General features: G+C 66.9%; 22 protein-coding genes. 11 read left to right on the top strand and 11 right to left on the bottom strand.

Annotation, left to right across the window (positions count from 1 at the left end; translation table 11 throughout):
• Nucleotides 1-73: 73 nt before the first annotated feature.
• On the top strand, nucleotides 74-2,395 hold the full coding sequence (locus R2733_23130; protein ID MEZ5379413.1) for an SEC-C domain-containing protein: 2,322 nt from the start codon (nucleotides 74-76) through the stop codon (nucleotides 2,393-2,395).
• Nucleotides 2,396-2,399: 4 nt separating this feature from the next.
• Here R2733_23130 and R2733_23125 read toward each other — a convergent pair whose 3' ends face one another.
• Nucleotides 2,400-3,173, bottom strand: coding sequence for an enoyl-CoA hydratase (locus tag R2733_23125; protein MEZ5379412.1), 774 nt, complete (start codon nucleotides 3,171-3,173; stop codon nucleotides 2,400-2,402).
• A 56-nt stretch (nucleotides 3,174-3,229) separates the two neighbouring features.
• On the opposite strand from R2733_23125, the gene R2733_23120 reads away from it, so the two are divergent.
• Together R2733_23120 and R2733_23115 are read left to right on the top strand one after the other, a co-directional pair.
• Nucleotides 3,230-4,015: a glycerophosphodiester phosphodiesterase family protein gene (locus R2733_23120; GenBank protein ID MEZ5379411.1), complete on the top strand. Its 786-nt coding sequence runs from the start codon at nucleotides 3,230-3,232 to the stop codon at nucleotides 4,013-4,015.
• Between the two features lie 60 nt (nucleotides 4,016-4,075).
• Nucleotides 4,076-5,689: a gamma-glutamyltransferase gene (locus R2733_23115; protein ID MEZ5379410.1), complete on the top strand. Its 1,614-nt coding sequence runs from the start codon at nucleotides 4,076-4,078 to the stop codon at nucleotides 5,687-5,689.
• 150 nt (nucleotides 5,690-5,839) lie between these two features.
• On the opposite strand, the gene R2733_23110 is transcribed toward R2733_23115, so the two are convergent.
• Together R2733_23110 and R2733_23105 are read right to left on the bottom strand one after the other, a co-directional pair.
• Nucleotides 5,840-6,685, bottom strand: a complete 846-nt coding sequence (locus R2733_23110) for a crotonase/enoyl-CoA hydratase family protein (GenBank protein MEZ5379409.1) — start codon at nucleotides 6,683-6,685, stop codon at nucleotides 5,840-5,842.
• A gap of 66 nt (nucleotides 6,686-6,751) precedes the next feature.
• On the bottom strand, nucleotides 6,752-6,985 hold the full coding sequence (locus tag R2733_23105; GenBank protein MEZ5379408.1) for a DUF5522 domain-containing protein: 234 nt from the start codon (nucleotides 6,983-6,985) through the stop codon (nucleotides 6,752-6,754).
• A gap of 297 nt (nucleotides 6,986-7,282) precedes the next feature.
• Between R2733_23105 and R2733_23100 the strand changes: the two genes are divergently transcribed.
• From R2733_23100 to R2733_23090, 3 genes are all read left to right on the top strand, one after another.
• Entirely contained in the window at nucleotides 7,283-8,176 is an 894-nt protein-coding gene (locus tag R2733_23100; protein ID MEZ5379407.1) for a phosphatase PAP2 family protein, read from the top strand.
• A gap of 119 nt (nucleotides 8,177-8,295) precedes the next feature.
• Nucleotides 8,296-8,553, top strand: coding sequence for a hypothetical protein (locus R2733_23095; protein MEZ5379406.1), 258 nt, complete (start codon nucleotides 8,296-8,298; stop codon nucleotides 8,551-8,553).
• Nucleotides 8,554-8,564: 11 nt separating this feature from the next.
• The gene (locus tag R2733_23090) at nucleotides 8,565-9,236 is read left to right on the top strand and encodes an alpha/beta fold hydrolase (GenBank protein ID MEZ5379405.1); all 672 of its coding nucleotides are present in this window, start codon (nucleotides 8,565-8,567) and stop codon (nucleotides 9,234-9,236) included.
• 118 nt (nucleotides 9,237-9,354) lie between these two features.
• On the opposite strand, the gene R2733_23085 is transcribed toward R2733_23090, so the two are convergent.
• The 6 genes from R2733_23085 to R2733_23060 are packed head-to-tail and all read right to left on the bottom strand — an operon-like array spanning nucleotide 9,355 to nucleotide 14,304.
• Nucleotides 9,355-10,047 (bottom strand): nitroreductase family protein, encoded by a 693-nt coding sequence (locus R2733_23085; protein MEZ5379404.1) that lies wholly within the window; start codon nucleotides 10,045-10,047, stop codon nucleotides 9,355-9,357.
• Nucleotides 10,048-10,076: 29 nt separating this feature from the next.
• Nucleotides 10,077-10,901, bottom strand: a complete 825-nt coding sequence (locus R2733_23080) for an SDR family NAD(P)-dependent oxidoreductase (protein MEZ5379403.1) — start codon at nucleotides 10,899-10,901, stop codon at nucleotides 10,077-10,079.
• Nucleotides 10,902-10,951: 50 nt separating this feature from the next.
• Nucleotides 10,952-11,521 (bottom strand): ATP/GTP-binding protein, encoded by a 570-nt coding sequence (locus R2733_23075; GenBank protein ID MEZ5379402.1) that lies wholly within the window; start codon nucleotides 11,519-11,521, stop codon nucleotides 10,952-10,954.
• A 7-nt stretch (nucleotides 11,522-11,528) separates the two neighbouring features.
• Entirely contained in the window at nucleotides 11,529-11,894 is a 366-nt protein-coding gene (locus tag R2733_23070; protein MEZ5379401.1) for a DUF742 domain-containing protein, read from the bottom strand.
• Nucleotides 11,891-12,313: a roadblock/LC7 domain-containing protein gene (locus R2733_23065; GenBank protein ID MEZ5379400.1), complete on the bottom strand. Its 423-nt coding sequence runs from the start codon at nucleotides 12,311-12,313 to the stop codon at nucleotides 11,891-11,893. Before R2733_23065 ends, R2733_23070 begins: the two co-directional genes overlap by 4 nt.
• Nucleotides 12,310-14,304, bottom strand: coding sequence for a HAMP domain-containing protein (locus R2733_23060; protein ID MEZ5379399.1), 1,995 nt, complete (start codon nucleotides 14,302-14,304; stop codon nucleotides 12,310-12,312). The genes R2733_23065 and R2733_23060 overlap by 4 nt, the downstream gene beginning before the upstream one ends.
• Nucleotides 14,305-14,384: 80 nt before the next feature.
• Here R2733_23060 and R2733_23055 point away from each other — a divergent pair, with 80 nt between their 5' ends.
• The gene (locus R2733_23055; GenBank protein ID MEZ5379398.1) at nucleotides 14,385-15,119 is read left to right on the top strand and encodes a hypothetical protein; all 735 of its coding nucleotides are present in this window, start codon (nucleotides 14,385-14,387) and stop codon (nucleotides 15,117-15,119) included.
• Nucleotides 15,120-15,172: 53 nt separating this feature from the next.
• Here R2733_23055 and R2733_23050 read toward each other — a convergent pair whose 3' ends face one another.
• Nucleotides 15,173-16,651 carry a glutamate synthase subunit beta gene (locus R2733_23050; protein ID MEZ5379397.1) on the bottom strand — a complete coding sequence of 493 codons (1,479 nt, stop codon included), beginning with the start codon at nucleotides 16,649-16,651 and terminating at the stop codon, nucleotides 15,173-15,175.
• Complete coding sequence (gene gltB / locus R2733_23045; protein MEZ5379396.1) at nucleotides 16,644-21,239, bottom strand: glutamate synthase large subunit; 4,596 nt, start codon at nucleotides 21,237-21,239, stop codon at nucleotides 16,644-16,646. Before gltB ends, R2733_23050 begins: the two co-directional genes overlap by 8 nt.
• Nucleotides 21,240-21,447: 208 nt before the next feature.
• On the opposite strand from gltB, the gene R2733_23040 reads away from it, so the two are divergent.
• From R2733_23040 to R2733_23025, 4 genes are all read left to right on the top strand, one after another.
• Nucleotides 21,448-22,764: a M18 family aminopeptidase gene (locus tag R2733_23040; protein MEZ5379395.1), complete on the top strand. Its 1,317-nt coding sequence runs from the start codon at nucleotides 21,448-21,450 to the stop codon at nucleotides 22,762-22,764.
• 267 nt (nucleotides 22,765-23,031) lie between these two features.
• Nucleotides 23,032-25,143 (top strand): sodium-translocating pyrophosphatase, encoded by a 2,112-nt coding sequence (locus R2733_23035; protein MEZ5379394.1) that lies wholly within the window; start codon nucleotides 23,032-23,034, stop codon nucleotides 25,141-25,143.
• 124 nt (nucleotides 25,144-25,267) lie between these two features.
• On the top strand, nucleotides 25,268-25,750 hold the full coding sequence (locus R2733_23030) for an EVE domain-containing protein (protein ID MEZ5379393.1): 483 nt from the start codon (nucleotides 25,268-25,270) through the stop codon (nucleotides 25,748-25,750).
• 56 nt (nucleotides 25,751-25,806) lie between these two features.
• Nucleotides 25,807-26,718, top strand: coding sequence for a hypothetical protein (locus R2733_23025; GenBank protein MEZ5379392.1), 912 nt, complete (start codon nucleotides 25,807-25,809; stop codon nucleotides 26,716-26,718).
• Nucleotides 26,719-26,752: the final 34 nt, after the last annotated feature.

Genomic DNA, 26,752 nt, shown 5'->3' with positions numbered 1-26,752 from the left:
CCGCTCGGTTGCTCGACACCGCTCGGGCTTTGACGGGGATGCGCGGCCTGCTGATGGGGCGTAGTCTGCTCGAGTGAGTGAGACCCTGGGTGAGTCTGAGCGGCACATCGTTGAAGTGTTGATGGAGGTGCTTCGGAAGCAACCGGGGATCTTGGTCGATGACCACTTCGAGCTGACACGTCAACGCCTGGGTCTGTCTGATTCCGACGAGCGAGACGACTTGCTCGAGCAGATCGTCGACGAGATGCTGACGACCTGGATGCACTGGCTGCCGGGCGATCTCACGATCCATGTGCCCGACACCGTCACCGGCGTGACCTTCACCCACCGACTGAGCGAAGCCGAAAAACGAACCAGCGCACTGGCGGTCGGTTTCGACCTCGGTGCGCTTTCGCGTCTGCATGAGGTCACGACTACCACCGGCGTCATGCTCGAACCGTTTTCGGTCGAGCGCGGCCACACTGCATGGCATGCGCCGGACGACTGGCTCGATCAATGGCCCGCCGGCACGCTCTTGGCCGTGAGACCCACCGAGATCACGGTCCTCGACCATGGTCTCGGACCGCTGCGCGGCACGGTCGAGATCACCCCGATCGACGACGAGCTGCCCGTCACCAACGAGATGATGGAAGCGGTCGCTGCCGCCTATGGCGACGAACATGCCGAGCCCGGACTCCCCGTCAGCGGTGAGCAGCTGGGACTCTGGCTGTCGTTCCATCGGCGACCCGTGCTCGACGGACCCATGGCGCCACTCCTGGAGGTGTGCGACGCCCTCGACCTCGACGTTGACGGCAGCGAGGTCGCCGACAGCGACGAAACCTGGCGAAATGCGCTCGTCTCTCACCGCGTCCGCACCGTGGTGAACATGTCGGATGATCCGACCGTCTACCGGCCGCTCCTTGCGGCAGTTCGTGTCCTCGACGATCCCGATGCGACGGTCGAACAGGTCCGAGAGAGCCTTGCGGCCTGCGCCGACTCCGAACTCGTCGACCTCCTCGCCGACGCGCTGATCGATCGCCCGTTGTCGAGGGACGACGAGCAGGAACGGCTCCGGCCCAGCAGCCCGGGGTACGTCTTCGACCTCGTGCATCGAGCGACGGCTGTGGCCAATCGGCCACGTGAAATCACAACCGCCGAATACCTGGCCGCTGTGCTCTACGAACGATGCTCCGAACCTGAGCTCGCCGAGTCACACCTTCGGCGAGCGCTCGACGCCCAGCCTCGACTCGGTCCAGCCATCGAACGGCTCGGGTGGTACCACTTTGACCGGGGTGACGCGCGAAGGGCGCTCCAGCACTGGCAACAACTCGTCGACCCGCCGGAGGCCATCGAAACCGCCGAGGAGTTCGCTCGGCTGGGGCGAGGAGGTGGCGAGCTGGGGCGCAACGATCCATGCTGGTGTGGCTCCGGCAAGAAGTACAAGAAGTGCCACCTTGGTGCCGCTGGCGAGCTTCCGCCGCTGCCAGATCGTGTCGGCTGGTTGGCCCGGAAGGCAACGCTCTGGATGGAGCACTCGGTTGGTGAGACACGGAATCTCGTGCCGAGCCTGATCGAGTGCTACGTGACGGGTTCCCCCCACCCGTCCCCGGAATGGCCGGATCTCATGGACGATCTCGCCGAGCGGGTCGACGCAGCGTTCGACGATCCGATCATCTTCGATGCCGCCCTCAACGAAGGCGGACTGTTCCGGCGCTTCTTGGTAGATCGTGGTGCGCTGCTGCCGCCGGACGAGTACCTCCTCGCATCCGCCTGGGTCACCGTCACTCGGAGCGTGCACGAGATTCTCAGCGTCGAACCCGGCACCGGGCTCGTCGTGCGTGACCTCGCGACAGGCGATCAGTATCAGGTACGGGAACGCATTTTCAGCCATGACGCCGTCGTCGGCGCCCGGATCTGCGCTCGGGTCGTTCCGGACGGCCAGGCGCACCAGCTCCTCGGGAGCGTGATCGGCGTACCAACGGGGCGCGAGGAACCGCTCCTCGATCTGTGCGCCGACGGCGATCCGTTCGAACTTTGTGCCTACATCGGGGCGTTGTTGGCTCCGCCGACGATCGTGCGTCGGCCCGGCATGCTCGACGAGATGCTCGACCACCAAGCTCTCGACCGGGTCATGTCGAGCGTCGACGGATCGAACGAAGACGCAGTCATGGCAGCGCTCAACGAGGAGTTGTCTCGCCAGTTCCGAGTGCGCTGGCTCGACGAACAGGTCCCGGCGCTGGGTGGAGTCACGCCGCGAGAGGCCGCCGCCGACCCGACGCGTCGAGAACAGCTCGAGCGGCTACTGGTCGAGTTCGAACAATCGACCGGGCCGCGCATGGCCGCAGCGATGCCGGGACCCACGCTCGACGTGGCCAACGACGTGGCTTGGTTCCGCGAGCAGCTCGGTCTGACGTGAGTCGTCACTCGCCGGTGAAGACCGGGGGGCGCTTTTCCAGGAAGGCGGCGACGCCCTCTGCGTAGTCCTGGCTGAGGAAGCAGCGGCGGATGGCTTGGTCGGTGTCGGCTGGGTCGCCGAGACCCAGGTGGGAGGCCACAGCCAGCTTCGCTGCGACCTGGCTGAGCGGTGCCCGTGAGGCGATCATGGCGCAGCGGTCCCGGACGAACGCTTCGAGTTCGCCCTTGGCGTGTACCGAGTTGGCAAGGCCCCAGCGCAACGCGGTTGCGGCGTCGTACGCGTCGGCGGTGTAGGCCATCTCCTTCGCAATCGACGGGCCGAGCAGGTCGACCACGGTGCCGATGCCCGACGCCGGGTAGCCGATGCTGAGCTTGGCGGGCGGGAGGCAGAAGGTGGCGTCGTCAGCGGCGTAGCGCAGGTCGGCCGACAGCGCGATCGCCAGTCCTCCGCCGAAACAGAACCCGTGGATCATGGCGATCGTCGGCTTCGCCAGGTGGGCGATCGCTCGGTAGGCGTTGCCCGTGGCGTCGTCATAGGTCCCCGAGGATTCACCCGAGCGGTTGTCGCTGAACTGGGAGATGTCGGCCCCGGCGATGAAGGCCACCTCGCCGGCACCGCGCAACACGACGACCCGAACGGCGGGATCGGCTTCGAGTTCGGCGCACAGTTGCGGGACCGTGTGCCACATGTCGAGCGTCATGGCATTGCGGCGAGCCTCGTGGTCGAAGATCAACCACCCGATGGAACCGTCGATCTCGATGCGTACCTCTGCAGTCATGCCCGGACGGTAGCGGCCGGTCGTCGACCCCGACCACCTGGGCATAGGGTGAGGCGATGGAACGCTTCGCCTTCCTCGCAGAAGCGACACCCTTCGGCCTTGCCCATCGCGGCGGCAACGAGGTGGCGGCCGAGAACACCGTCGCTGCGTTCGAACACGCCGTGTCACTCGGCTTCGACCACCTCGAGACCGACGTGCACTGCACGCTCGACGGCGTGTTGGTTGCCTTCCATGACGCCGGACTCGAACGGGTCGCCGGCCTGCCCGGCACGATCGCCGACCATACGTGGGCGACGCTGTCGCAGGTCGAGATCGGCGACGGCCAGCGGATCCCCACCATGGCGTCGCTGCTCGAGACCTTCCCCACCACACGGTTCAACATCGACCCCAAAGCCGATGCGGCGGTCGAGCCGCTCATCAAGCTGCTGCGGCTCCACGAGGCGATCGATCGGGTCTGTATCGGATCGTTCAGCGACGATCGGATTGGCCGCCTGTCGGCAGCCCTCGGTCCAGGACTCTGCACCTCGGCCGGCCCCCGCCACATCGCCGCACTGTGGGCCGCCGCCCATACCTCACGGGCCATCGGCGCCGTGGCGCGCTCGGGCCCGGTCCGTCGCATCGCCGAACAGCACGGATGCCTGCAGGTCCCCCCGATCATCAAGGGCGTCAGGCTGGCCGAGGCGCCACTCATCGATCTCGCCCACCAGCTTGGCCTCCAGGTACACGTGTGGACGATCAACGATGAGTCGACGATGCGGAGCCTGTTCGACGCCGGGGTCGATGCGCTGGTCTCCGACAAGCTGAGCGTGTTGCGCCGCGTGCTCGACGAGCGAGCGACATGAGCGGAGGGTGCTCGACGAGCGAGCGACGTAGGAACCACCAGGCGTGCTACAACGACCCCGATGTCGACTCCCTCATCTCCCCGCCCGTTCCACACCGAGACCACGCGCCGAGCGCCCAACGGCATGGTCTGCACGGTCGACCATCTCGCCAGTGGCGCCGGTCTGCGCATGCTCGCCGATGGCGGTAACGCCGTCGACGCAGCCATCGCCGCTTCGGCGGCGCTCGCCGTCACCACCCAACACATGTGCGGCATGGGTGGAGACTTGTGGGCCGTGGTACACGAACCGGGCGCAACGCCGACTGCACTGAACGCCTCGGGTCGAGCGGGATCGGGCAGCGACGCTGCGGCCATGCGGGCCGAGGGCCACACGTCAATGCCGTTCCGAGGTGACCTGCGCTCGGTCCCCGTGCCCGGCTGCGTCGATGGTTGGACTGCGTTGCACGAGCGCTATGGCACCCTGCCCCTCGACCAGATTCTGCAGCCGGCCATCGAGCTGGCCGAACTCGGGTTTCCGGCGAGCCCGCACCTCGGCGTGTCGGCCCGGCTCATCGCCGACGTCGACGGCAATCAGGACTACCTGATCGGCGGAAAGCCGGTCACCACCGGGCAGATGGTCCGCCGCCCGGGCATCGCCCGCTCGCTGCGAGCGATCGCGGCCGACGGCCGCAGCGCCTGGTACGAAGGCGAGTTCGGTGACGAACTCATCGAGTTGGGCCGAGGTCTGTACTCGGCCGCCGACCTCGCCCGCCTGCAGGCCGACTGGGTGGAGCCGACCGTCGCCGATGCGTGGGGGCACCACTTGTGGACGGCGCCGCCGAACTCCCAGGGCTATCTGTCACTCGCCGGAGCGGTGATCGCCAACGGGCTCGACCTTCCCGACGACCCCGACGACCCGCGGTGGGCACACCTCCTGATCGAAGCAGCGAAGCAGGCCGGCTACGACCGGGCGGCGTCGCTCTACGAGGGAGCAAACGGTCAGGCGCTCGTTGCCGAAGCTCGTCTGGCGCCGCGCCGTGCTGCCATCGACGTCGGGGCGGCCAGCCAGCTGACACCACCGGCCGCAGCGGGCGGGACCATCTACCTGTGCACCACCGACCGTGACCGGATGGGCGTCTCCTTGATCCAGTCCAACGCCGCCGGCTTCGGTTCGCACCTGGCCCTGCCGGGCATCGGGGTCTTCCTCCACAATCGGGGTCTCGGCTTCTCGCTCGAGGAAGGACATCCGGCCGAATTGGCGCCCGGTCGACGCCCGCCCAGCACACTCGCTCCGGCGCTCGTCACGAACGCCGACGGGACCCTGCGATCGGTCCTCGGCACGATGGGCGGTGACGGTCAACCCCAGGTCGTCTTGCAGATGCTGGCCCGCATGTTGCAGGCCGGTCAGGGACCGGGCACCAACCTCAGTTCACCTCGGTTCACCCTCACCGTGCCCGACGCGATCGGCTTTGACACGTGGTCGAATCCCGAGGGGTTGACGGTGTCCCTCGAAGCCGGGGCGCCGTGGACCGATGGCCTCGTTGGCCGGGGCCATCGGGTCGTCGAGACGGCGTACGGACTCGGACTGTACGGTCACGCCCATCTCATCGAGGTGGTCGGCAACGGTGATGGGTCCACGCATGTCGCAGGAATGGCCGACCCCCGCGCGCTGACAGGCGCGGCGATCGGCCACTGAGCCAGCGGCGATGATCGGCCACTGAGCCAGCGGCGACCATCGACCACTGAGCCAGCGGCGACCATCGACCACTGAGCCGGCGGCGACCATCGACCACTGAGCCAGCGGCGACCATCGACCACTGAGCCGGCGGTGAGCAGCCGCTGTTGCTCAGTCGGGGTTGGCGACGTTGGCGGTGCGCTTCTCGAAGAAGGCCATGATCGACTCCTTCTGATTCGGTGACCCGATCAAGGCGCCGATCTCCTGCCGTTCGGCCTGGAATCCCTCGGCCACCGACACCTTCGACGCATTGTTGAGCAGGCGCTTGCCGGCGCGGATGGCGTGGGGCGACTTCTGGGCGATCTCGCCGGCCATGGCCAGGGCGTCAGCTCTGGGGTCCTCGGACAGGTGGGTGCCGAGGCCCAACTCGACGGCTTCGGTGCCCGAGACCATGCGGCCGGTCCAGGTGAGTTCCTTGGCGACGTCGAGGCCGACGATGTCGATGAGCGACTGGGTGCCGGTCATGTCGGGCACCAGGCCCCACCGGACCTCCAACACGGACATCTTGGTCTCGGGGTGCACGAAGCGGATGTCGGTACCGAGCGCGAGCTGGATCCCGCCACCCAGGGCGTGCCCATGGATGGCGCCGATCACCGGGACCGGGAGGTTCGTCCACCCGTAGACCGCCTGCTGGCCCATGTGGGTGATCCGCCCTTCGTTGGCGGCGGTGATCTCTGGCTCCTTGGTGACCTCGTCGGTGTTCGCTTCTCGTGAGCCGTCGGCCATGCCCTGGAAGCTCGAGAAGTCGAGACCGGCGCAGAAGGCCCGACCTTCGCCCGAGAGCACCACGCACCGCACCGAGTTGTCGGCGGCCAGCATGTCGGATGCCTCGACCAGCGCCTTGAACATGACAGGGTCGAGCGCGTTCATCTTGTCCGGGCGATTGAGACGGACGTCGGCGACGCCGGCGTCGTCGATCGTGATGGCGATGCGGTCGAGAACGTTGGTGGTGGACATCGGTGGCTCCCCGGGTCGGTACGTGACGGCCCGACACTACGGGCGATGGCACCCTGGGAAGAAATCTCAGATGACGAACGGGCAGTGACGGCAGCCGTTCGAGCAGCAGGTCCCCCGGTTCGCCAAGCCGAGGGCGGTCATGACGAAGAGCCCGGTCGCCGGGTCGAGATAGCCACCGTGGCCTGCGGCGACCGCGGCGTCGTGAGCGGCCATCGCCGATTGATTGGCCGGGTCGGTGGCATCGAACCGGTCGGGGTGCGGCACCAGATGGTTGGCTCGAAGGACAGGTTCATCGGCCACGGCGAGCAGGCTAGCCATTGCCCTCACCTCGTGCGGTCGTATCTCACCCCTCGGGGTCATTGACACGGCGACCCAATGCTCGGTAATGTTCGGATCTACCGGCGATGTGCCGAGCGTCACGCTCGAAGCCGTCGGGGGTACAACGGGGGATTGGGTCAACCGGTGCTTGCCACCGGTTGACTCGCGTCTGGGCCCTCTCACTGCCGCGACCGGGCGTGTCCGACGAATGTGTGACGATTCGACACCTGCCGTCGAGCCCGCGTTTGCCAAACCGCCATTGTCCGGCAAGCTATGGCGATGAAGTGGGCCACCTGGGATGAAGCGGCGATTGCCTCGGTCTGCAGCGGAGCGGTCACCCTCACCTCCACCCGCTTGCCCGCCAACCGGATCACGGCGTTCATCCGAGAGGCGACCAAGGAGTTCGCCTTCGTGGCGGGTGTCTACTCGATCTGGCGAGTCGCTCGAGTGCTGCCGCTCAAACACAATGCTGGAGCGATCGAACGTGGTCGGCAGATCAACGACTGGCAACAAGCGCTGCACCTGCCGAGTGAGATCTCGATCCAGCACTTCGTGATCGATCACGACTGGCTGGCCCGCTTCGTCAACTACTACTACGCCGCCATCCACGTGCCATCGATCATCATCTTCTTGATCTGGCTCTTCGTCCTGCACCGCGACCATTACCTACGGTGGCGAACCGGCCTGGTGATTCTCACCGCGTTCTGTCTCGTGATCCGCTTCATCCGGGTCGCGCCGCCTCGCTTCATCCCGGAACTCGAGTTCGTCAGTCTGGCCAAACGCTACGGCCTCGACGTCTATGGACCAGTGGGTACCGGCGTTTCCGACCAGTTCGCTGCGATGCCTTCCATTCATGTCGGGTGGGCGGCGGTGGTCGGACTCGGCATGTACGCCGCCAGCAAGCATTGGCCGGTCCGCATCGTCGGTGTCGCCCACCTCCTGTTCACCATCTTCGTCGTGGCGGCCACCGGACATCACTGGTGGGCCGACGGCTTCGTCGCGCTGGCATTGCTCGGGGTGGGCATCGCAATGAACGACGTCGGCCGGGCCTGGGGCGAACGTCGACGGCTGGCGTCGGCCACTCCCCTGCTCGCCACCACCACTGACAACCACGGCGACGACGGCGACGAGGTCGACGCCGCCGATCCACCACCACAGTTCGAGCCTGTCTAGTTCCACCTGGTCACGAGGTTGTCCACAGGATCGCCTGTTGTAGGTCACACCGAAACCACAGGCAAGTCACAGGGTTATGGCCCTTCCTCCCCACAGGGCGGCCGTCGTAGGTTCGTTGCATGGCCACCTTTCACGTCACCCTCACCGACCAGACCACCATCGAGATCGACGACGCCGACGCCTACCAACAGGAAGGACCGCTGACCACGTTCTTCCGCCTCGACGACGGCCGTCGAGTGATCGACTCGTGGTCGATGCGATTGGCGAGCTTCCGCACCGCCGACATCGTGGCCGTGCGTCGCCATCAGGGCTGCCGGGCCCGCCTGCACGAACGGCGTGGTGCGGAGCATTCGGCCAACTCGCTCGTGGCGGCGTAGTGTCGGCCGGCATGAGCAACCCCGTCCTCCTCGTACACGGCTTCGCCACCTCGGCCCGACGCACCTGGCAGGAGCCTGGCTGGATCGATCTTCTGACCGACGCCGGTCGTGAGGTGATCGCCCCCGACCTGCTCGGCCACGGTGACAACGACAAACCCCACGACACCGAGGCCTACGCCGAGGTGGAGGAGCTCGTCCTCGCCGCCATTCCCGAGGGCGCCGTGGTCGATGCCGTCGGCTACTCGGCGGGCGCCCGCATCGTCCTCACCCTGGCCGCCAAGCATCCCGAGCGGTTCGGCAAACTCGTCATCGCCGGCATGGGGGCTCGCTTGTTCGAACCCAGGGAAGACAATCCGCTGCTCGATGCCATCGAGGGCCGCGCCGACCCCGACGACATGGTCGGTCTGCACTTCAAGCAGATGTCGGAATCCGACGGCAACGACCCGCTCGCACTCGCTGCGTTCCTCAAGCGCACCCCGCCGCCATTCACACGTGACGACGCGGCGGGCATCACCAATCCCACGCTGGTGATCATCGGCGACGCCGACTTCGCCGGCCCCGGCGAACCGCTCGCCGAGGCGCTCCCCAACGCCACGCTGGTGACCCTCCGCAACGTCGACCACTTCGGCCTACCAAAGGCGATGAACTTCCTGATGAAGTCCATGGACTTCCTCGACGTCTGACCTGCTTCCCGAACCCTCGGGCCTGCGTCCAATCTCAGCAAACCTCCGGGGTTCCGCGCCGCTGAGCGTACGGAGCCCCGGAGGTTGCCTGAAAATGGACGGTGGCCCGGAGGTTTGGTCAGTCGCCCTTGGGTGGGCCGGCCGAGGTGTGGCGAGTGCCTTCGGGCTCGGTGGCCCACGGCGCAGCGCCACCCCAGGTGTCGTCGTAGACCAGTTCGCTGATCGGGCGGCGACGAACTGGGCCGTGGTTGCCTTGCGGTTTGCCGAGCGGAATGGTGGCCGCGATCAGGTGGTCATCGGGGATCCCGACCAAGGCGCGCAGTTCAGCCTCGACCATGCCGTGCCAGCCGGTGAGCACCCCGCCGTAGCCGAGCGCTCGGGCGGCGAGCAGAAGGTTCTGGCAGGCCGGGTAGACCGAGGCGCCGTCCATCAGCCCGCCGTGACGCTTCCGGATACACGGGAGCACGACGACCGGGGTCTCCTCGAAGTGGTCGACGAAGTAGTCCATCGCCCGGGCCTGGCGTGCCTTTGGGCTGTTGTCGATTGCGCCGCTTCCCTCGTCATAGCCGTCGCCGGTCCGCTTGGACGCCCAACCCGCCCGGAACGCCTCGCCGAGCAGCGACTTCGCCTGCGCGGCGATCGGGCCGTCCCGGAGCACGACGAACCGGAAGTTCTGTCGGTTCGAGCCGGTGGGCGCCCGGGTGGCCGAGAACAGGATCGTGGCCAGATCGTCGTCGGGGATCGGATCGCCCGTGTAGCGACGAATGGCTCGGGTGGTCGCCAGACCTTCGAGCAGGGTCGGTTCGTCCATCGCCAGTCGCTCCCTCTCGTGTGAAGACATCAGGTGTTCTGGGCGGTCATGCCGCCGTCGACGACCATCACGGTGCCGTTGATGTACGACGCCGCCGGGAGCACCAACGACAGCACCGCATGTGCCACTTCCTCGGGCTCGCCGTAGCGGCCGACCGGCACCCGGCGTTGAGCGAACGTGGCCCGGTCACGGTCGTCGATCGATGAGGTCATGCCGGTGCGGATCGGCCCGGGGGCGATGCAGTTCACGGTCACCCCACGCCGACCCAGCTCGACCGCCAAGCCGCGGGTCAAGCCGATCACGCCGTGCTTGGACGCGGTGTAAGGCGTCAAGAACGGGGTGGCACCCAGCCCTTCGGTCGATGCCACGTTGACGATACGACCGGCGCCATCGCGCAGCAGGTCATCGAGGCAGGCGCGGATGAGCACCGTGTGGGCTTCGAGGTTGACCCCGAACGTGGTGTCCCATGCCTGTTCGTAGTCGGCGCTGTCGATCGGGGCAGGCAAGCTCACCCCGGCGTTGTTGACCAGGATGTCGACGGGGCCCAACTCGGCCCGGATATCGGCGATCGCTGCCTGGACCTGCTCGTGATCGGCGACGTCGGCGGTGCGACCACACACGACACCACCGGCGTCCGCCAGCTCGTCGGTGACGACGCCGATCCCGCCCGCGGTGCGGTCGATCAGTCCGACCTTCGCCCCTTCATCGACGAAGAGTTGGGCGATCGCCCGTCCGATGCCGGAGGCGGCGCCGGTGATGACCGCCACTCGACCGTCGATGGAGCGGCTGAGTCTGGTTAAACGCGGAGCAGCGTCGGGCCGGGTTGACGAGGGGACTGCGTGATGGTCACTCATTGGGCGGCGAGCCTACTGGCCCCGCCGCACCACTCACGAAGTCAGCTGCGCTAGACCCCGGCCTGGGCCCTCGCCATCGCCATGGCGTGGCGCACCAGCGTGATGAGCGTGTCGCGCACGGCCGCCTTGTGGCGAGCGTCGGTGACAATGACCGGGATGTGGGCCGGAACGTCGAGCGCTTCCCGCACGTCCTCGGGGTGGTGACGGAGCACACCGTCGAAGGCATTCACCGCCACGACGAACGGCACGTTCTGACGCTCCATGTAGTCCACTGCCGGGAAGCACGCCTCGAGGCGACCGGTGTCGACGAGCACGACGGAGCCGACAGCGCCACGAACCAGCTCATCCCACATGAAGTGGAAACGGTCCTGGCCGGGTGTGCCGAACAGGTAGAGCATCAGTTCGTCGCCAAGGGCCACGCGACCGAAGTCCATGGCCACCGTGGTCGACTGCTTCGAGGTGGCGTCGCCCAGGTGGTCGACTTCCTCGGACGCCTTCGTCATTGCCGCTTCGGTTCGGAGCGGATCGATATCGGAGATCGAGTTGACGAACGTCGACTTGCCGACAGCGAAGCCTCCGGCGACGACGATCTTGACGGGAATGGGTGTTGCGTTGGTCATGGATCCCTCAGAGAGACTGGAGGCCGTTGAGGACACGTTCGAGCAACGCCACGTCGGGGCGAGCTGACGTCGGAGCGGTCGCCGCATGGCTTCCGACGAGTCCTTCGGTGATCAAGTCACCAACGAGGACCTTTGCCACCTGCAGATGCATGTGGAGATGGGCAGAGATCTCGGCGATCGACTGCGGTTGCATGCACAGCGACACGATGCTCTTGCGCTCGTGGTCGAGCGTGGCGAGGCGGTTCGCGCCATCAGGAGTACTGCGGACGATCGCCTCGAGGGGCAGGTCGACCGCGCTGCGAGTCCGGCCTCCGGTCAGGAGGTATGGCCGCACACGAAGTGCGGTGAACTGGTCACGGTCGTCGGAGGTCATCGTGGCAGACTCGCCTGGAGTTCGGCCCGCAACTCGGGCGTGAGGACGGCGCCGGCCTTCTCGACCAGCACCGCCATCTCGTAGCCGACGAGCCCGACGTCGCAGGTCGCTTCGGCGAAGGTGGCGAGCAGTGAGCCGTCGGAGATACCGGTGACGAACAGGAAGGCGTTCTGCATCTCGACGATCACCTCGGTGACGGCCCCGCCGCCGAAGCGACTGGAGGCACCGTAGGCGAGGCCGATGAGACCGGACGACACGGCCGAGAACCGGTCGACCGCATCGCGATCGAGTCCGCTCGAAGCGGCGATGGGCAGACCATCGGAGCTCACGACCACGGCGTCGGTGACGCCGGGGACCCGGTCAACGAAGTTGTTGACGAGCCAATTGACATTGCTGGCCTGGGTGCTGAGGACGGTCATTGGTGATCTCCATGTGACGGGAACGGCTGATCGTCGTAGGTCGACGAGCTGTCGAAGGGGGTGGGATTGGCGTCGCCGTCGCCGGCGGGGCGGGCCCGACCGTCGCGGTAGCGGGCCAGCATCTGGCGAATCTCCTCGGGGCTGCGAACACTCGCCGCCACCGGACGCCCCTCGCTCACGGGGGCCTGTGACTTGGTGCGGTCTCGCCGCACGAGACCCTTATCGGTCTGGCCGGCCGGATTGGCGTCGAACAGCGAATCGATCCCGGCATCGAAGGCATCGCCGCTCGGCATTGCCGACTCGAGGGTGCTGGGCGGTGCGCCCGCACCCGACAAGCTCTCTGCTGCCGGCTCGAAGACCGGACCGGACCACACGCCGGCGTCACCGCCGTTGACCGACACGCTGGCGTTGGACTCGGAGGAGTTGACGCCCGAGTTGTCGACCGGAATGAGGCCCATGAGCTTCGCCAGGGCTTCCGACTGGATCTCGGGGTGACCGGGCACCACCGGCGCCGGGGTGGCGTCGGCCGCCGGCGCGACCGGGGCTGGAGGAGCTTCGGCAGTGAACGCCGGCTCGTCATAGGACACAGGCGCGTCATACGACACCGGCTCGTCGTAGGAGACCGGAGCGTCGCAGCTCGCCGGGGTGTCGAACGGCGCAGGTGCGTCGAAGCCGACCGGGGCGTCGTAGGCCGGCGCAGCGGGGACGTCGGCGACCGGCGCGGTCGGTAGGTCGGCGACGCCGCGATCGGTGAGCGGGCTGGCGCCTCGCTCGGGGGCGACCGGCGGGGTCCAGGCGGGCTCGTCGCCGTCCGCGGGATCGGCCCAGCTGGCAGCCGTGGCAGCGGGGAGGCTCTCCCCGGCAACGGCGGCGGTGTCAGGCGCAGCGGGGGCCTGATGGCCCATGAGCACGGCGGGCACGAGAACGAGCGCCGTGACGCCACCGCTCTCGGTCGGCATGAGCTCCACTCGGACATCGAGACGCTTGGCCAGACGACCGATCACGATGAAGCCGAGCGAACGTGACAGACCGAGTCCGAGATCGGGCGGGTTGGCCAACACCGAGTTCGCCGACTCGAGCTGCTCGGCGTTCATTCCCATGCCGTGGTCGGTGATCGAAATGAGGTAGCAGCCATCGGGCTGTGTCATCCCGTTCACCGTGACCGGCTGATCGGGTGGCGAGAACTGGGTGGCGTTCTCCATGAGTTCAGAACAGACGTGGGCGAGGTCGACGGCGCCCTGCGAACCGATCTCGCCGGGGTCGATCGAGGTCAGCTGCACTCGCCTGTAGTCCTCGATCTCGCTCATGGCGACCCGGAGGATGTCGGCGGTGGCGACCGGCCCGCCACGTCGGCGAGGCGCCTCGGCGCCGGCCAGCACGATCAGCGACTCGGCATTGCGACGCATCCGGGTGGCGAGGTGGTCGAGACCGAAGAGTGCCTCGAGGGTGTCGGGATCCTGCTCACGGGATTCGAGCTGGTCGATCGACTCAATCTGGCGATCGAGCAGCGACTGGTTGCGGCGAGCCAGGTTGATCACGAGATCGTTGAGTCCCTTGCGGACGACCTGCTGCTGTTCACTCGCCACTTCGGCGACCGCGCTCTGCACTGCGTTGAGGGCGTGCACGAGGTCGCCGAGTTCGTCGTTGGTGCCGACGGCGATCGGCTCGAAGGTCGGGGTGGTCCCGTTCGGCGTGCGCAGGGCCTCGACGAGCAGCGGCAACCGATTCTCGGCGAGATCGGTAGCCGATGCCCGGATGTCCTCGAGCGGGTCGGTGATTGTCCGCGAGATCGCAACGACGCCAAGGCCGCTGACGAGCAAGCCGATCGTGGCGACACCGCTGAGCGTACGAACGTCGTTGGTCAATCCCGGAAGATCGCTCGCTCCCCTGAAGCCCAGCATGACGCCGTAGGCAGCGATCAGCGCCAACACCACAAGCGGTGGAACGACGATGGCGATCAGTTTGGTGCGCAGTGGCAAGTTGTTGAACATGATCCTTCTCGGGCCTCTCGGAATCCCTGTTCTGTGTCCATCGGCCGATCGAAGGCAACCTTGAGATACCGTTCCGTTTCGTGGCTGAATTCGACGACGACAACGAACTCGCAGGTGGTGCAGCGCTTGACGGCGACGCGCCGTCCAAGGGCGGCCTGAGCGACGCATTGCGCCCGCTCGCCTCGGCCGGGTTCACCGGGGTCGTCCGTGTCGCTCGTGATGGCGAGCCGATCGGCGAGGCGTGGCTGGCCGGTGGCCGCCTCTATCTCGCCACCACCGCCACCAGCGATGACCTGGCCGGCGTGGTGTTCGGCGCCGACGTCGGCTCACTCGCCGATGTGCAGGCACTCCTGGCCGACGACGCCGGCGACACTACCGCCACGCTGAGTGAGCAGTATCCCGCATCCATTCCGGCACTCGGGCGACTCCTGCACGAGCACAACCTCACCGCCTTGTTCGAGATGATGGTGGCCGGCCCGAACTCCTTCGACGACGACGCCCAGCAGATGCATCCGATCGGGCCTCGATTCGCCGAGTCGGTCGACGACCTGCTCGGGCAGGCGGAACGACGTCTCCTCATCTGGCGCGACATTGCCACCCGCATCCCGTCGACGAGCAACCGGTTCCGGCTGGCGCCCGAGCTTCCGCCCGGGGTCGACGAGCGCGTCTTCAACGCCGACGAGTGGCGCTACCTGGCCCTCATCGGTGGCGGACGATCGGTTGCCGAACTCATCGACGACACCGGCGAGCGGGCGTTTCGGATCATGACCTCGCTGTATCGCCTGTTGCTCGAAGGTGTCATCACCGACGCCTGAGCGTCGGCGACGACACGATCACCTTTGAGCGCTCCGCTTGCAGACCAGCGGGCTCAGACCATCGGGCGATCGGTGGGCTTGATCGGCGACGGCAGCAGCGTTTCCCCCATGAGGTGGGCGTCGACCGCTGCCGCACATGAGCGTCCCTCGGCGATCGCCCACACGATGAGGCTCTGACCACGGCCGGTGTCGCCACAGGCGAACACGTTGTCGACCGAGGTCGCCCACTGGCCCGAACGAGCCACGTTGCCCCGTTCGTCGAGTTCGACGCCGAGCTGGTCAAGCAGGGTGCCCTGCTCGGGTCCGACGAAGCCCATGGCGAGGAGGACGAGGTCGACCTCCATCTCGAACTCCGAGCCGGCGATCGGTACGAAGTTCGGGCGTCCGCCCTCCATAACCATCTCGACCTCGACACCGCGCAAACCCGTGAGCGTGCCGTTCTCGCCGATGAACTCGGTCGTGTTCACCGAGTAGACCCGCTCGCCGCCTTCCTCGTGGGCCGAAGTGACCTTGTAGACGAGGGGGAAGGTTGGCCACGGGGTGCGCTCCGACCGAGTGTCGGGCGGGCGCTCCATGATCTCGAACTGATGGATCGACGCGGCGCCCTGGCGGTGTGAGGTGCCGAGACAGTCGGCGCCGGTGTCGCCGCCGCCGATGATCACGACCTTCTTGCCCGCCGCGCTCAGTGGCGGCTCGTCCATGTCGCCGAGCTGGACCCGGTTGGCCAGCGGCAAGAACTCCATGGCCTGATAGATGCCGTCGAGTTCGCGGCCGGGAATCGGCAGATCGCGCCACGCAGTGGCGCCGCCGGCCAGCACGACGGCGTCGAACGACGACTGCAGCTCGGCAACGGGGATCGAGCGTTCGTCGTCGGCAGGCCCTCCGATGTAGGCGTTGGTCTTGAAGATGGTGCCTTCGGCTTCCATCTGCTCGAGCCGCCGATCGATGACCCACTTCTCCATCTTGAACTCGGGGATGCCATAGCGGAGCAGGCCGCCGATCCGGTCGGCCCGCTCGAAGACGGTGACCGAGTGGCCGGCCCGAGTGAGCTGCTGGGCCACGGCGAGACCGGCCGGTCCCGACCCGACGACGGCAACCGACTTGCCGGTGAGCTTCGAAGGGATGACCGGGGTGACCCAACCTTCACGGAAGGCCTTCTCGATGATCTCGACCTCGATCTGCTTGATCGTGATCGGCTCGGTGTTGACCCCGGCCACGCACGCCCCCTCGCACGGCGCCGGACAGAGCCGGCCCGTGAACTCGGGGAAGTTGTTGGTGGCATGGAGTCGATCGATGGCGTCGTGCCAACGGTCGCGGTACACCAGGTCGTTCCAGTCGGGAATGATGTTGCCCAGCGGGCACCCGCTGTTGCAGAACGGGATGCCGCAGTCCATACAACGCGAGGCCTGGATCTGGAGCTCCTCGGTCGGGAACGGCTCGTAGACCTCTTTCCAGTCCTTGAGTCGAACCGGGACGGGGCGACGGGTCGGGGTCACCCGACCGTGCTTGAGGAAACCGGTTGGGTCACCCACGGGAAGCCTCCATGACTGCGGTGATCGGATCGGTGCCATCGGCCTCGGCTTGGCGCCGGGCCATCAGGACACGCTTGAAATCGGACGGCATGACCTTGACGAAGCGTTCCACCTCGGTGGACCAGTTGGCGAGCAGCCGGTCGGCGACGCCGGACCCCGTCTCGACGAAATGCGCTCGGACGAGCGATTGGAGTTCGGCCCGGTCGTCGTCATCGAGTGGGTCGAGTTCGACCATCTCGAGATTGACTCTCGACTCGAAGGTGCCATCGCCGTCGTAGACATACGCGATACCGCCCGACATTCCGGCGCCGAAGTTGCGACCGGTGGAGCCGAGGATGACCGCACGGCCACCGGTCATGTATTCACACCCGTGGTCGCCAACACCCTCGACCACGGCAGTGGCGCCAGAGTTGCGGACACAGAAGCGCTCGCCGACTCGGCCACGGATGTAGGTCTCACCGCTGGTGGCGCCGTAGAGGATCACGTTGCCGGCAATGATGTTCTCCTCGGGCACGAGGGCCGAGACCCGTGGGGGGAAGATGGCGATTCGGCCGCCGGACAGGCCCTTGCCGACGTAGTCGTTGGCATCGCCCTCGAGCCGGAGCGTGATGCCCTTCGGCACGAACGCACCGAAGGAGTTGCCGGCCGAACCGGCGAAGTCGAGCTGGATGGTGTCGTCGGGCAGTCCCGCTCCCCCATGCCGCTTGGTGAGCTCGTGACCGAGCATGGTGCCCACGGTGCGGTTGACGTTGCGGATCGGGAACGACAGTCGCACCGGCGTGCGGTCGGACAGCGCCGGGGCACATTGCTCGATGAGCGTGTTGTCGAGGGCCACGTCGAGGCCGTGATCCTGCGTCGTGATGCAACGACGCGAGGCGTTCTCATCGATCTCGGGGACGTACAGGATGGGTGACAGATCGAGCCCCGACGCCTTCCAGTGATCGACCGCCGCCGAGACATCGAGGTGATCGGCTCGGCCGATGGCCTCGTCGAGCGAACGGAAGCCCAACTCGGCGAGGTACTCCCGCACCTCCTCGGCGATGTACTCGAAGAAGGTCTCGACGAATTCAGGCTTGCCGGAGAACCGGGCCCGAAGCTCGGGGTTCTGCGTGGCGACACCAACGGGGCAGGTGTCGAGGTGACACACCCGCATCATGACGCAGCCCGACACCACGAGTGGTGCGGTGGCGAAACCGAACTCCTCGGCGCCGAGCAGGGCGCCGATCACGACATCGCGGCCGGTCTTGATCTGGCCGTCGACCTGCACGACGATCCGGTCGCGCAAGTCGTTGAGCAGCAGGGTCTGCTGGGTCTCGGCCAGACCGAGCTCCCACGGACCTCCGGCGTGCTTGAGCGAGGTGAGCGGCGAGGCGCCGGTCCCACCGTCGTGGCCCGAGATGAGCACGACGTCGGACTTGGCCTTCGACACACCGGCGGCGACGGTGCCGACACCGACTTCACCGACGAGCTTGACGTGGATGCGAGCCGACGGGTTCGCATTCTTGAGATCGTGGATCAGCTGGGCCAAATCCTCGATCGAGTAGATGTCGTGGTGTGGCGGCGGGGAGATCAGGCCGACACCCGGCGTGGAGTGGCGGGTCTTTGCGATCCAGGGGTAGACCTTCTTGCCCGGGAGCTGGCCGCCCTCGCCGGGCTTTGCGCCCTGGGCCATCTTGATCTGGATGTCGTCGGCGTTGCTCAGGTATTCCGACGTGACGCCGAATCGACCCGAGGCGACCTGCTTGATGGCCGACCGCTTGGTGTCGCCGTTCTCATCGACGGCGTTGCGCTCGACGTCTTCGCCGCCCTCGCCGGTGTTCGACTTGCCGCCGAGGCGGTTCATCGCAATGGCGAGGGTCTCGTGGGCCTCGGCCGAGATCGAGCCGTAGCTCATGGCGCCCGTGGCGAAGCGCTTCACGATCTCCGACACCGGCTCGACCTCGTCGATCGGGATCGGGCCGTTCAGCGACTTGAACGAGAAGAGGCCGCGCAGGGTGGCCAGCTGGGTGGCCTGTGAGTCGACCGCCGAGGTGTACTGCTTGAAGATGTCGTAGCGCTTGGTTCGGGTGCTGTGCTGCAGTCGGAACACGGTTTCGGGGTTGAACAGGTGGTACTCGCCTTCGCGACGCCACTGGTATTCGCCACCGAGTTCGAGTTCGCGATGGGCGACGAGTTCCGGACGATCGGGGAAGGCCCGCTTGTGGCGGAGCTCGCACTCTCTGGCGATCTCGTCGAGACCGATGCCGCCGAGCTTGGACGTGGTTCCGGTGAAGTACTCGTCCATCACGTCTTGGCTGATGCCGACGGCTTCGAAGATCTGGGCCGAGGCGTACGAGCTGACGGTCGAGATGCCCATCTTCGACATCACCTTGATGACTCCCTTGGAGGCTGCCCGCACGTAGTTGTACGACCCGGTGAGGAAGTCGGCGTTCGAGCGATCCCAGGCGATGCGGTCTTCGATGGCTTCGAACACCACCGACGGGCACACCGCTCCGGCGCCGTAGCCCAGCAGGAGGGCGAAGTGATGGACCTCACGAGCATCGGCGGCGTCGACGATGATCCCGACCCGAAGGCGGGTCTTCTCGCGCAGGAGGTGCTGATGCACCGCCCCCGTCAGGAGAAGCGACGGAATGGGCGCCATGTCGGCGGTCGCGTTCCGGTTCGACAAGATGATGATGGTGGCCCCACCCTCGATGGCCTCGGACACCTCGTTGCGGATCTCGGTGAGCCGCTGCTCGAGTCCGGCACCACCGGCGTTGACCGGGTAGAGACCTTCGACGGTGTGACTGACGAACTGAGGGAAGTTGCCCTCGTCGTTGGCGTGCTCGATCTCGATCAGCTCTTCACGGGTGATGACCGGATACGGCAGGTTGATCTGGTTGCACGAACCGGGACCGGGGTCGAGCAGGTTGGCCTCGGGGCCGATCGCACGACTCGCGGAGGTGACGAGCTCTTCGCGAATGGCGTCGAGCGGTGGGTTGGTGACCTGCGCGAACAGCTGGGCAAAGTAGTCGAACAACAGGCGGGGCCGGCTCGACAGCACTGCGATCGGCGTGTCGGTACCCATCGACCCGATGGCCTCGGCGCCGCTGAGCACCATCGGCTCGACGAGAAGCTCCAGTTCCTCCTCGGTGTAGCCATTGGCGACCAACTGCGGCACGAGCGACTCGTGGACCGGATGCGGGATGTCGCGCCGGGGCAGGTCGCCCAGCTCGACGAGGCTCTGCAGCCACTCGCGGTAGGGCTTGGCCGCTGCGAGTTCGGCCTTGAGTTCGGAGTCGTCGACGATCCGCCCCTGAGCGGTGTCGACCAAGAACATGCGCCCCGGTTCGAGACGACCCTTCTTCGCCACCTTCGACGCCTCGACGTCGAGCACGCCGACCTCGGAGGCAAGCACGACGATGCCGTCGTCGGTGACCCAGTACCGGCTCGGTCGCAAGCCGTTGCGGTCGAGGACCGCACCGATGACGGTGCCGTCGGTGAACGCCACCGAGGCGGGGCCGTCCCACGGCTCCATCAGTGACGCGTGGAACTTGTAGAAGTCGACCAGCGATGGGTCCATCTCGGCGTTCTTCTGCCACGCCTCGGGGATCATCATGAGGACCGCGTGCGGCAGCGAGTAGCCGCCGAGATGCAGGAGTTCGAGCGCCTCGTCGAAGCTGGCGGTGTCGGACGCGTCGGGGGTAACGATCGGCAAGAGGCGGCTCATGCGGTCGCCCCAGATGGGCGACGCCAGCAGGGCCTCGCGGGCTCGCATCCGGTTGCGGTTGCCCCGGACCGTGTTGATCTCGCCGTTGTGGGCGACGAAGCGGTACGGGTGGGCCAGCGGCCACGACGGGAAGGTGTTGGTCGAGAACCGTGAGTGGACCAGTGCGATCGCGGTCTCGGCTCGCTCGTCGGTGAGGTCGGGGAAGAACGTGGTCAGCTGGGGCGTGGTGAGCATGCCCTTGTAGACGATGGTGCGCGAGCTGAGGCTCGGGAAGTAGACGTGAGCACCGATGGCGGCCGACACCTCGTGCTCGACCCGCTTGCGCACGAGGTAGGCCTCGCGATCGAGGTCGAGGCCAGACAGACCGTTCGGGGAGACCAAGAAGAGCTGGTGGAACGACGGCATCACGCTGGCCGCCTGCGTGCCGAGGTCGCTGGCATCGATCGGTACGTCGCGCCACGCGGCCACCGACAGGCCCTCTTCGCCGGCGATGGTTTCGATGAAGCCCTTGACCCGCTCCGCCTTGGCCGGATCGGCCGGGAGGAAGGCAATGCCGGTGGCGTATTGCCCGACCGGGGGCAGCCCGGGCACCAGGTCGCGATAGAGCCGATCGGGAACCTGGAGCAGGACGCCGGCACCGTCGCCGGTGTTCGGCTCGGCGTTGGTGGCGCCACGATGCTGCAGGCATCGCAGGGCATAGAGGCCACGTTCCAAGATGTCGTGGCTCGCTCGACCGTGCAGGTCGGCAACGAACGACACACCACACGCGTCGTGTTCGTTGGTGGGGTCGTAGAGACCCTGGGCGACAGGCAGGCCCTGTGATGTCAGCTGGGCTGGCGCTGCCGGAACGGCTGGTGCAGCAGGAAGCTCATGCTCCATTGATTTCTCCCGGTTCTGAGGTGCGTTCACAACGGCAGGGACGGCGCTGGCCCAGCCAGGAGGCTGCCTGACCTTACCGCAATCGGGTCTTTTTTCCGTAATCTTTCATCGCTGCCGCCGATCGACCCGGCCGCGGTCACCCCATTGGGAGATGACGTCGACCGGCGTTGCAACGATCGGCGGCCGCCAGACGGGTAACGTCGCGAGCATGACGACCCCCGACTCTTTCCGTCCTGCGCCAGGGAATGCCCTCGAGCGACTCATGAGCGGGATCGACGCGTCGCCGACCCCGTATCACGCCGTCGCCGAGATCGGGCAACGACTGGTGGCTGCCGGGTTCGTCGAGTCGCCGCTCGACGGTGAGCTGGCGTCGTCGCCGGGCGGCCACTTCGTGCGGCGAGGTGGTGCGCTCATCGCCTGGCGCCTTCCCGACGGCCCGATCGACGGGTTCACATTGGTCGGCGCCCACTCCGATTCGCCGAATCTGCGCATCAAACAGCACGCCACCTCCTCATCGGCCGGGTGGGCCCAGCTCGGGGTCGAGGTCTATGGCGGCGTGCTGTTGAACAGCTGGCTCGATCGAGACCTCGGGATTGCCGGCCGACTACGGATTCGGGGAGCGAACGGCGTCGAGACCCGCCTCGTCGAGGATCGGCGGCCCATCCTCCGCGTCCCCCAATTGGCCATCCACCTCGACCGTGAGATCCGCGAGAGCGGCCTCCTTCTCAATCCCCAGACCCACGTCAATCCGCTGTGGGCGCTCGGCACCGACGAACCCGGCGCCTTTGCTGACCATCTCGCCGGCCTCGCCGGTGTGGCTGCGGATGAGATCCTTGCGGCGGAGGTCATGGCCTTCGACACCCAACCCGGTGCGATCGTCGGCCGCGATGGCGACCTGTTCGCCACGGCCCGCATCGACAATCAGTTCTCGTGCTTCGCCGCCACCGAGGCACTGATCTCGCTCTCCGATACCAACGCTCGGGTGCCGGTCTTCGTGATGTTCGACCATGAGGAGATCGGTTCCACCACGGCCACCGGCGCCGGGAGCCGGATGGTGGCGTCGTTGCTCGAGCGGATCGCCGCCGGTGCCGGGGCCGACCGACCGACCTTCCTGCGGCTCCTCCAGCAGTCCATCGTCATCTCGGCCGACGGTGCGCATGCGACCCACCCCAACTACGCCGACAAGCACGACCCGAACCATCGGATCGAGGTCAATGCCGGGGTGGTCGTCAAGCGAAACGCAAACCAGCGCTATGCCACCGATGCCGACTCCGAGTGGTTCATCCGCTCCGTGTGTGCCGAGGCCGGGCTACCGCTCCAGACCTACCACCACCGCAACGACCTGCCGTGTGGTTCCACCATCGGCCCCACCACGGCCGCCGCCCTCGGCGTTCCGACCATCGACATCGGCGCCCCCCAACTCGCCATGCACAGCATCCGCGAGATGGCCGGCACGGCCGACGTCGGCCACCTCGTCGCCACGCTCACCGCCGCGTGGTCGTCGACGATCCCGCTCGACGACTGACCCGTCGGCGGCCCGTCCACCGTGGCGGGCCGACCACATGCCGCGCGATCCGAACACCTGCGGTGTTCGGGCTACTCCGGTCGGTGAGTTGTTCGAGGAATGTTTCGGGAATGTGCCAAACGACGCTTGGCATTGTTGCTGCCCGCTGCGCGCCCCACTACGTTTGCTCGGTCTGTCGGGTGCAGCGACCCTCGGTCGTGACGATCTGACAACACCCGTCCATGGCGAACGCCGCCGTGAACGACCAACTCTGTGGAGGAGAGTCGCGTGGAAAGTATCCCGTATCTCGCCTTGGCGTCTGCGATCGCAGCGCTCGGGCTCGCCGTGTTCTTCTTTGGCGATGTGAAGAAGGCCAGCCCCGGCAACGATCGCATGGTCTTCTTGATGACCGAGATCCAGAAGGGCGCCAGGGCGTTCCTCAAGCAGGAGTACACCTGGGTCGCCGGGTTCGCCGTCGTCATGGCGGTCATCATCGCCGTGGTCATCACGCCGCTCGGCGCCGTCTCCTACATCCTCGGCGCGATTCTGTCGGCCACCGCCGGCTACGCCGGCATGACCGTGGCCACGATGGCCAACGCCCGCACCACCGAGGCCGCGAAGGACGGCCCCGGCAAAGCACTCCCCATCGCCTTCCGCGGCGGTGCGGTCATGGGCTTCTCGGTCGCCGGCCTTGCACTCTTCGGCCTCATGGTCGTCTACATCGTGTTCGTGAAGCTGCTCGAGGTCGACGACGCCTTCGAGGTCGTCACCTCGTATGGCCTCGGCGCTTCGACCATCGCCCTGTTCTCCCGTGTCGGCGGCGGTATCTACACCAAAGCCGCCGACGTCGGCGCCGACCTCGTCGGCAAGGTCGAGGCCGGTATCCCCGAGGACGATCCCCGCAACCCTGCCACCATTGCCGACAACGTCGGTGACAACGTCGGCGACGTCGCCGGCATGGGTGCCGACCTCTTCGAGTCCTACGCCGGGTCGATCATCGCCCCGATCTCCCTCACCGCCTTCGCCGTCGGTGTGGTGGCCAAGACCTCGGGCGACAGCATCGCCCTCCCGCTGCTCATGTTCCCGGTCCTCGTGGCCTTCATCGGCATGATCGGTTCGATCATCGGCTCGTTCTTCGTCAAGGGCGGCAACTCGGTCGACTCGCACGCGCTCAGCCGTGCGCTCCACATGGGCACCAACGTGGCCATGGGCATCACCGTGATCGGTGTCGCCGCCGCTTCGTTCTGGCTCTTCGGCGACGACGTCTTCGACAGCCCACTCGGTCTGGCCATCTCCGTCATCGGCGGTCTCATCGTTGGTTGGGCGCTCGGCAAGTCCGCCGAGTACTACACCTCCGATCACTTCAACCCGGTCAAGAAGATCGCCCAGCAGTCCGAGACCGGTCCGGCCACCACCGTGCTCGGCGGCATCTCGACCGGCATGGTCTCGGTGACCTCCTCGGTGCTGCTCGTCGCCGTCGGTATCGCCGTCGCCTACTGGGGTGGCGAGATGACCCTCAAGACCCTGGCTGACTCCAATCCTGACATCCCCGTCGGCTTCGGCGGCATCTACGGCATCGCCCTCGCCGCCATCGGCATGCTCGCCACCACCGGTGTCGTCGTGTCGGTCGATGCCTACGGACCGATCGCCGACAACGCCGGCGGTATCGCCGAGATGGCCGAGCTCGACCCGTCGGTCCGTGAGGTCACCGACGCTCTGGATTCGCTCGGCAACACCACCGCCGCCGTCGCCAAGGGTTTCGCCGTCGGCTCGGCTGCCCTCACCGCACTTGCCCTGTTCAAGAGCTTCGAGTTCGCCATCGGTGCGGCCGGCGGCCAACTCGAACTGAACGTCGGCCAGGTCGAGGTCTTTGTCGGCCTCTTCCTCGGTGCCGGTCTCCCCTTCCTCTTTGCAGCGCTCACGATCGACGCCGTCGGCCGTGCCGCCCAGGAGATGATCGAGGAAGTCCGTCGTCAGTTCCGCGAGATCCCCGGTCTGCGGGAAGGCAAGGAAGGCGTGATCCCCGACTCGGCACGCTGCGTCGCCATCTCGACCGCCGCCTCCCTCAAGGAGATGATCATTCCCGGCGCCCTCGCCGTGGTCGTCCCCCTGATCATCGGCTTCGTCGACTACAACGCGCTCGGCGGCTTCCTCGCCGGCTCACTGGTCACTGGCTTCGCCCTCGCCATCTTCATGGCCAACGCCGGTGGTGCGTGGGACAACGCCAAGAAGTACATCGAGACCGGTCAGCACGGCGGCAAGGGTTCCGATCCCCACAAGGCGGCCGTCGTCGGTGACACCGTCGGCGACCCGTTCAAGGACACCTCCGGCCCGGCCATGAACATCCTCATCAAGGTCATGACCATCGTGAGCCTCGTCTTCGCCAGCGCCTTCGTCTAAGGCCTCTGTTGCCTTGGATCTGCTCCGCAGCTTCCGGCTTCGCCGATCTGGCTGAACCGCACAGCGGGCCCCGGTGACCACTCGGTCACCGGGGCCTGTTGCGTTTTTGGCTAGGGTCGCCGGCATGGCCAAGATTCGTCACTGGCTCGTGAAGAGCGAGCCCGATGCGTTCTCGATCGACGACCTCGCCGCTGCTGGCACCGAACCGTGGGACGGCATCCGCAATTATCAGGCTCGCAACATGATGCGAGACGACATGGCCGTCGGTGACCGGGTGCTCTTCTACCACTCGAACGCCAAACCGCCCGGCGTCGTCGGTCTCGCCGAGGTCGCCAGCGAGCCCTACCCGGATCCCACCGCGTTCGATCCCGACTCCAAGTACTACGACCCCACGTCCGACCCCGACGACCCACGCTGGATCCTGGTCGACATGCGCTATGTCGCCCATCTTCCCCGCCTCGTACCGCTCGACGAGCTCAAGCAGAAGAAGTCCTTGGTCGGCATGCCACTTCTCGCCAAGGGCCAGCGTCTGTCGGTCATGCCCGTCGAGAAGAAGCACTACGACGCCATCGTGGCACTGGCCTCGAAGCCCGCGCCCGGCAACTGAACCCGACCGGCCCCCGGTCTTGCACCACCCGGGTCGGTTCATGCCACACTGTCGCCGTGCCCGTACAGAACCTGACCTCCACCGACGCGTTCGTCGTCGTCGACATCCCCGATGTGCCCGCCGCAGGCGTCGTACGGTGCGCCCGCAAGATCCTCACCTCGAGTGCCACCGACCTCGCTCGCACGGCCACGTACACCTTTGCCACGTTCGGCCATCAGGTGTCGGGCGCGTCCGCCGGCATCAACGCCGAGGGTGACGACGTCGCCCCTGCCATCGCCAACTTCGTCGAGGAGCTCACGCCGGCAGCGTCCGAAGGTCGACTCCTGCTCGGTGCGGCCAAGGGCGTCACCGACGCCGACCTGGCGCCACTCGTTTCGGCTGCCACACAGGGCAAATCGTTGGTGGCCTCGGCTGCCATCCATGCCGCTGGTGTCGTGGCCGCGGCGTCCTGGGCTCTCGGTGGACTCGATGGCAAGCGGGTCGCCATCGAGGGGGCCGATGATGCGCCCGCCGAATTGGCCGCCGCGCTCACCGGGGCCGGCGCCGAGGTGGTGACCGTCGACGGCGTCGACAAGAAGCCGTGGATGATCTGGGGTGCCGATGTCGACGCGATTCTCGCCGGATCGAAGCTCGGCGCGCTCACCCACCAGGGAGCACCGATGGTGAAGTCCAAGGCGATCGTCCCGTGGGGCGCCATTCCGGTCACCACCAAGGCGTATGCGATGTTGCGCCGGGCCGGCGTCACCGTCGTTCCCGACTTCATCTCGAATGCCGGCAGCCTGCTCGCCGGCTTCGAAGAGGGCGACGACGCCGCGGTCGCATCGTCGATCGCCGATCAGATCTCGGCGGCGCTCGACGCCACGGCAGGCCACGCCGACGGCACCTTTGTTGCCGCCTGTCTGCAGGCCGAGGCACACCTGGCGACGTGGACCGACGTCAAGCTGTTCGGACGCCCGCTCGCCGCCTGAAGCCGGCGGCACGTCACCTCGACCCTGCGTCGGC

The organism is Acidimicrobiales bacterium (assembly GCA_041394265.1).
GTDB lineage: Bacteria > Actinomycetota > Acidimicrobiia > Acidimicrobiales > SZUA-35 > JBBQUN01.
Note: the sequence above shows the minus strand (reverse complement) of the source record. Positions and strands in the feature narration are given on the sequence as shown.